This is a genomic window from Coleofasciculus sp. FACHB-712, from assembly GCF_014695635.1.
GTDB lineage: Bacteria > Cyanobacteriota > Cyanobacteriia > Cyanobacteriales > FACHB-T130 > FACHB-T130.
In genome coordinates this window covers 1-4,792 of record NZ_JACJOQ010000698.1, presented here as the reverse complement: position 1 = coordinate 4,792, position 4,792 = coordinate 1, and the positions used below count along the sequence as shown (strand labels likewise).

Annotated in this window: 5 protein-coding genes; 3 read left to right on the top strand and 2 right to left on the bottom strand. The window is 44.0% G+C overall.

Annotated features, from left to right (window positions below; all coding sequences use genetic code 11):
• From H6F50_RS26020 to H6F50_RS26010, 3 genes are all read left to right on the top strand, one after another.
• The coding region (locus tag H6F50_RS26020; RefSeq protein ID WP_190430941.1) for an ABC transporter ATP-binding protein at positions 1-498 on the top strand (498 nt) is incomplete at its 5' end.
• A 44-nt stretch (positions 499-542) separates the two neighbouring features.
• Entirely contained in the window at positions 543-1,382 is an 840-nt protein-coding gene (locus tag H6F50_RS26015) for a DUF1838 family protein (RefSeq protein WP_190430940.1), read from the top strand.
• A gap of 225 nt (positions 1,383-1,607) precedes the next feature.
• Positions 1,608-2,156 (top strand): DoxX family protein, encoded by a 549-nt coding sequence (locus H6F50_RS26010; RefSeq protein WP_190430939.1) that lies wholly within the window; start codon positions 1,608-1,610, stop codon positions 2,154-2,156.
• Positions 2,157-2,371: 215 nt separating this feature from the next.
• Here H6F50_RS26010 and H6F50_RS26005 read toward each other — a convergent pair whose 3' ends face one another.
• Positions 2,372-3,961 carry a B12-binding domain-containing radical SAM protein gene (locus H6F50_RS26005; protein ID WP_190430938.1) on the bottom strand — a complete coding sequence of 530 codons (1,590 nt, stop codon included), beginning with the start codon at positions 3,959-3,961 and terminating at the stop codon, positions 2,372-2,374.
• Positions 3,962-4,051: 90 nt separating this feature from the next.
• A partial coding sequence (locus tag H6F50_RS26000; protein ID WP_190430937.1) for a DUF4070 domain-containing protein occupies positions 4,052-4,792 on the bottom strand: 741 nt, incomplete at its 5' end.

Sequence of the window (4,792 nt, the reverse complement as noted above, 5' to 3'; positions counted from 1 at the left end):
CATCACTATGGGAAGAATTCTAAGGAAAGACGCGATCGCGCAGCCTATCTCTTAGAGCGTGTAGGCTTAAATCCTGCCTGGATGAATCGCTATCCCCACGAGTTTTCTGGCGGACAGCGCCAGCGGGTTTGTATTGCTCGTGCTTTGGCACTCAATCCCAAATTCATCATCTGCGACGAATCCGTCTCGGCGCTAGATGTTTCCGTACAAGCGCAAGTGCTGAATTTGCTCAAAGAAGTCCAAAGTGAATTTGGCTTAACTTACATCTTTATTTCCCATGACTTGAGCGTAGTGAAATTTATGAGCGATCGCATCATGGTCATGAATCGAGGCAAAATCGAAGAAATTGGCTCCGCTGAAAATCTCTACCGCGAACCGAAGCAAGAATACACGCGCCAGTTAATTGCCGCCATTCCTACCGGCAGTCTAGAACAGATTCAGCAGCGTCAGCAAGACCGAATCAAGATATCAGCAGGAGGGCGAGAAATTACTAGTTAAGTATTCATCCTTAGCTCAATCTATACTTTGGGGAAGCGCAAACTATGACCTTAACGAAATCAACAATTACCGATGAGCAGTTTGTCAAACTACGCTGTAGCAGTGACAGTAAAACTCACTATTTCCCGGCTACAGGTGCTATGTATGCCCATCCGATAGATAACGATCAACCTGTTCATCTGTTTGATTTCTTAGGCGTTGATATCTCGCGCTGTATTCAAGATAATTCAACATCCCGCTGGACGCTTGTAAGTCGTAAAATTACACTTTATCTCGATCCCAAAACTGGAGAAATTCTAAAAAGTTGGAAAAACCCCTGGTCAGGTGAAACACTGAATATTATGCACCGTTCTTATGACTACCAGGAGTTCCAGATTCCACAACAGATAGATGCTCACATAACTTCAGAAATATCCTCAGTTTCATTAGATTTTAATATGAAACTGCCCAACCCGTTATCAACGAACCCCAAGTTTGCAGATTATTCGCCAGAGAAGTATATCCAATCGTCGGATTCCTACAAATTTATTTTTCCGACAAAAATACTAACTGACGAACCCATCAGTGCTAGCGACAATCGCGCTGTTACACTTTCTTATTACCGCATGGGGCCGTGGGAACCGTGGATGAAAATGAAGGGGAAACCCGGCTTTTTAGTCTTAAATTACACTGGCAATAAAACTGATGTATTTGAAGATATCCCTGTAGCCATTAAAGAACAAATCGAACATCGGCTGCCTTTATTCCGCGAAGCTCCAACCTGTAGAATTCAGCGTTCGATTGCTACCAGTTGGAGCCGTTTTGACAAACAATTTGATGCCTACCTACGAGGAGAAGAATTTCCACTACCCGCCCCGATTATAGATGAGCCTTGTATTGAATAAAGCCGATTCTTACTCTTGACAAATAACAAAACTCAGGATTTTACCTTATAACTTCAACACTCGGAGAATAGCGCTTGTTGGCTGCTATTCAAAAAGGGAAAAAACAGACTTATTTGGGTTGGTAGGTTTAGCTTGGCTAATTCATTTCTCATTAAACTTTAATTAATTCAAATCTCTACAGTTAAAATCAATTAAAGTTTAAGTAACACAGTTGGAGTTATAGCAATGACTGAAAATAGACCCTATATTGGTCTAAAAACTAGGGATATTGCGATCGCCTATTTGTTGCTGCGAATTCTGATCGGCGTGAATTACTTTAATCACGGCTTTACTCGCATCGGCAATATTCCCGGTTTTGCTGAAAATACTGTCAACCAACTTGCAAATTCTTATTTCCCGGAATTTTTGGTGAGGATCAATTCTTACTTAGTACCCCCGGTTGAATTAATCGTGGGAGTATTGATCTCCATTGGATTAGCAACGCGCAGCGCCCTAATCGCAACATTTATCCTGATGATCGTCTTGATGATGGGTGTCACATCCATACAAAACTGGGGTGCAGCACAAACGATGCTTATCTACGGGATTGTGCTATTTATATTGCTAGCTGGTAGCAGCTTCAATATTTACTCCATCGATCGCTGGCTTGGCAACAGGCGGACTGTTGCAGGTTCAGGAGATCATCGCGACAAAAACATACTCAACTTTGCCAACAACTTTTGGACAAGACGCAGACGGCAAAAACGTTTGTCTACCTATACCAGTCCTAAATGATTCCTGAAAGCAAGATTCCCGACTTCTTGGATAAGTTGGGGATTTAAACCACTGGCATCTCGCAACTAAAACAGGATTGCTATATACCAGTTTTAAATAAAGAAATTGCTCATCCTCAGTCACTTTATGGGCGCTATTCTGCGATTCTCCAAACCCCATTATTAAGTCAGTCTCTTAAATAATAGGGGTTTGGAGGATCTGAGGTGTCGTCTACCCTACGCATTCACTGGGGTTTTCACCTCTTGCGGCTGTTGAACCGCGTCTTCTGCCATAAACTCTGCCAACTGCGCCTCAATTTGCTCTTTGACAATCTGGCGATACTCTACGAAATGCTCAATTTGAGCGCAAACTGCTAAATAACTGCTGATTCCACCTCGATTGTGTCGATACATACTAAACAAGTTGCGCCAGAACTGCCAACGAGTTTTACGAAGTACGCCTTGTCGCCAACAAATGATTAATAAGGCTCGAATCACAACCCAATCTATTTTCTTCTTCGCACGTTTGCCCTTATTCGGATACGTCGCTTCTCCTAATATGCGAAAGTGACGATAAGTGCGGTCTAGAAAACGCTCCGGATCGTACAATGTCCAAAATGCATCGATGTATTCGCGGGCAATGTCTTCTAGAGGACGTGTGGGCACAAAGTTCATCAATGTCGTTTGATTGATGTTGGCAGATTCGCCTCGCAGCCGCCCTTCTTTCTTTAACCGATGCCAAAGGGCGGTATCGGGTAAAGCTTGCAACATACTAAATAAAGCGGTGGGAATTGCCGTTTTCTCGACAAAGTTGACAATGCGATCGCCTGCACCGGGTTTTTCTCCATCAAAGCCTACGATAAACCCAGCCATCACCCGCAATCCCGATCGCGCGATCGCTTGAACGGAATCACTTAATGAATCTCGCGTATTTTGGAACTTCTGAGTTAGTGCTAAACTCTCCTCATCGGGTGTTTCAATTCCTAAAAACACCGCCCCAAAATTACACTGAACCATCATATCCATCAATTCTTGATCTTTTGCCAAATCCACCGATGCTTCCGTAGCAAAAGAGAAAGGATACTGATGTTCCACCATCCACGGTTGCAACTCTTTCAGGAATAACTTGACATTCCGCTTATTCCCGATAAAATTGTCATCCACCATAAAAATGCTGCGTCGCCAACCCAACTCATAAAGGCGTTCTAATTCTGCTAGTAATTGGGCTGGTGTTTTCGTGCGCGGTTTGCGTCCGTAAAGGACAATAATGTCGCAGAATTCGCATTGAAATGGGCATCCCCGCGAAAACTGCACAGACATTTCTGAATAAGCGTCAAAATCTAGTAAATCAAAGCGGGGAACAGGTGTGGAACTGACATCCGGTTTCTCTCCTCCCGCCCGAAAAGTTCCCGAAGTTTCGCCACGTTGCACTGCCTCCACAAACATCGGCAGGGTGATTTCCCCTTCATCCAAAATCAAATAATCTGCGCCGACTGATTCTACTTCTTGAGGTAAAGCCGTAGGATAAGGGCCGCCGACTGCGACTAACTTACCCCTTTGCTTTGCTTCTTTGATTTGATCTAGCAAATCTTCTTTTTGGACAATCATTGCCGACAGAATTACTAAATCTGCCCATGCCCATTCAGCTTCAGTTATTTGGGTAACATTTCGATCTACTAGCTTAAACTCCCATTCTTGGGGCAAAATTGCGGCAACGGTCACTAAACCTAAAGGCGGCAACATTGCCTTACGATTTAGCAAGGCTAAAGTTTTTTCAAAAGACCAAAAACTTTTCGGAAATAGCGGATATAAAAGTAAAACTCGCATTAATTGACAATCCTCACGCTTAATTGGTCATTGATGAGAAGGAATGAAAAATGGGTAAAAAATTTCTAATTCCCCATTTTTCACTTGATATCACGCACTCGCACCGACGCTGTTTTTCACAGGGGAAACTTTAGCTTCCTGTTTCGATTGTTGTGCTAGATACTCAGCTAACTGCACCTCAATTTGGTCGCGGACAATCTGGCGATATTCGAGAAAATGTTCGTTGTGGGCACAGACGGTGAGGTAATGATCCCAAACACCAGGGTTGTGTTTGATGATACTAAACAGATGGTGCCAGAACTTCCAGCGAGTGTGACGCTTAATGCCTTGTCTCCACGCCACAATTGCCAAAGCCCTTAACTCCATCAGACCCGGCATTTTAAAAGGAACTTTTACTTTGGGTGCGCCCAGCATCAGAAAATGGCGATAAGCCCGATCTAAAAACTTTTCAGCATCGTATAAATCCCAGAAGGCGTTGATGTATTCCCTGGTAATCTCTTCTACGGGTCGGGTCGGGATAAAATTCATCACATTGAACTGGTTGCCCGATGCGCTATCCAGCAATCGCCCCTCTTTTTCTAGGCGGAACCAGAGGGCAGTGTGGGGTAAAGCTTGTAGCATTCCGAAAATAGTCGTCGGAATCGCCGTTTGTTCGGCAAAGCGGACAATGCGATCGCCTGCGCCTGATTTTTCTCCATCAAAGCCAATGATAAACCCAGCCATCACCCGCAACCCCGCCCGCGTGATGGTTTCTACCGAGTCAGCAAGCGAAGTTCGGTTATTTTGAAACTTCTTCGTCATCTGCAAACTGGCTTCATCCGGCGTTTCAAT